Here is a 1,662-nt window from a genome sequence, read left to right on the forward strand (position 1 = left end):
CCGCCGGCGTGGGCGCGGTCCGGCGGTAGCAGCACCGCCGTCACGCCCGCGCCGCGGCGGGCCAGGCGCGCGCCCGCGTACAGGGCGTCGCCGCCGTTGTCCCCGCTGCCGACGAGCAGGGCGACCCGCGCCCCGTACACGCGGCGTCCCAGCAGGTCCGCGCAGGCCGCCGCCAGGCCCGCGGCGGCGCGCTGCATCAGGGCGCCCGGGGGCAGCGCGGCCATCAGTTCCCGCTCCGCGGCCCGTACCGTCTCGACGCTGTAGGCAGTCCTCATGGGGCACAGCCTCCCCCGTCCGCCCCGGTTGTGACACCCGTGAGACATCACCGGGGACCATGGCCTGAGACACTGACGGGGATGAGTGAGACACCGATGCGCGCCCGAGCCGTGGTCGACCTGGCCGCCCTGCGGGCCAACGTACGTGCCCTGCGGGCCCGTGCCCCCCGTGCGCAGCTGATGGCCGTCGTGAAGGCCAACGCGTACGGGCACGGCGCCGTGCCCTGCGCCAGGGCCGCGCGCCAGGCCGGCGCGCAGTGGGTCGGAACGGCCACTCCGCACGAGGCGCTGGCGCTGCGCGCCGCGGGCGACCGGGGCCGGCTGATGTGCTGGCTGTGGACGCCCGGCGACCCGTGGCGCGAGGCCGTCGAGGCGGACATCGACGTATCGGTCAGCGGGCTGTGGGCCCTCGACGAGCTGACGGCGGCCGTCCGCGCCGCAGGCCGCCCGGCCCGCGTCCAGCTGAAGATCGACACCGGTCTGGGCCGCAACGGCTGTCAGCCCGGCGACTGGGAGAAGCTCGTCGCCGCCGCGCGGGACGCCGAGCAGGCCGGCCTGCTGAAGGTCACCGGCATCTGGTCGCACTTCGCGTGCGCCGACGAGCCGGGCCACCCCTCCATCCGGGCGCAGCTCGACGTCTTCCGGGACGCGGTCTCCTACGCCGAGCGCCAGGGGCTGAACCCCGAGGTCCGGCACATCGCCAATTCGCCGGCCACCCTCACCCTGTCCGAGACCCACTTCGACATGGTGCGCACGGGCGTCGCGATGTACGGCGTGTCGCCCAGCCCCGAGGTGGGCGCCCCCGAGGACTTCGGCCTCAAGCCGGTCATGACGCTCTCCGCCTCCCTGGCCTCGGTCAAGCGCGTGCCGGGACAGCACGGCGTCTCGTACGGCCACACCTACGTCACCCCCGGTGAGACGACCCTCGCGCTGGTCCCCGTCGGCTACGCGGACGGCATCCCGCGGGCGGCCTCCGGCACCGGCCCGGTGCTGGTGGGCGGCAAGTGGCGCACGGTGGCGGGCCGGGTCGCGATGGACCAGTTCGTCGTCGACCTGGGCGGGGACAGCGCCGAGGTCGGTGACGAGGCGGTGCTCTTCGGCCCCGGCGACCGCGGCGAGCCGACCGCCGAGGACTGGGCCCGGGCGACCGGAACCATCGCCTACGAAGTCATCACCCGCATCTCCGCGCGCGTGCCGCGCGTCTATGTCGGAGAAGTCCGGGAAGAAGACGGACCCGGACGCGACGGACGCGACGACACGGGGGCGTGAGATGAGCGAGGGCGGCGACAGTACGGGAGCGGCGGCGGCAGCACTCACGGCGGCCGCCGGAGCCTCGGCGGCGGCCGCCGGAGCGACGGAGGCCGCCGCGGCCGCGGCCGGCTGGCGC

The 1,662-nt window shown here is 75.9% G+C and carries 2 protein-coding genes; one reads left to right on the forward strand and one right to left on the reverse strand.

Annotation, left to right across the window (positions count from 1 at the left end):
- Positions 1–275 (reverse strand): NAD(P)H-hydrate epimerase (locus LE181_RS31725; RefSeq protein WP_308103677.1); only part of this gene is annotated, 275 nt, incomplete at its 3' end.
- 81 nt (positions 276–356) lie between these two features.
- Here LE181_RS31725 and alr point away from each other — a divergent pair.
- On the forward strand, positions 357–1,544 hold the full coding sequence (gene alr, locus LE181_RS31730; RefSeq protein WP_225665065.1) for an alanine racemase: 1,188 nt from the start codon (positions 357–359) through the stop codon (positions 1,542–1,544).
- Positions 1,545–1,662 lie beyond the last annotated feature (118 nt).

Source organism: Streptomyces sichuanensis (assembly GCF_020328095.1).
Classification (GTDB): Bacteria; Actinomycetota; Actinomycetes; order Streptomycetales; family Streptomycetaceae; genus Streptomyces; species Streptomyces cinnamoneus.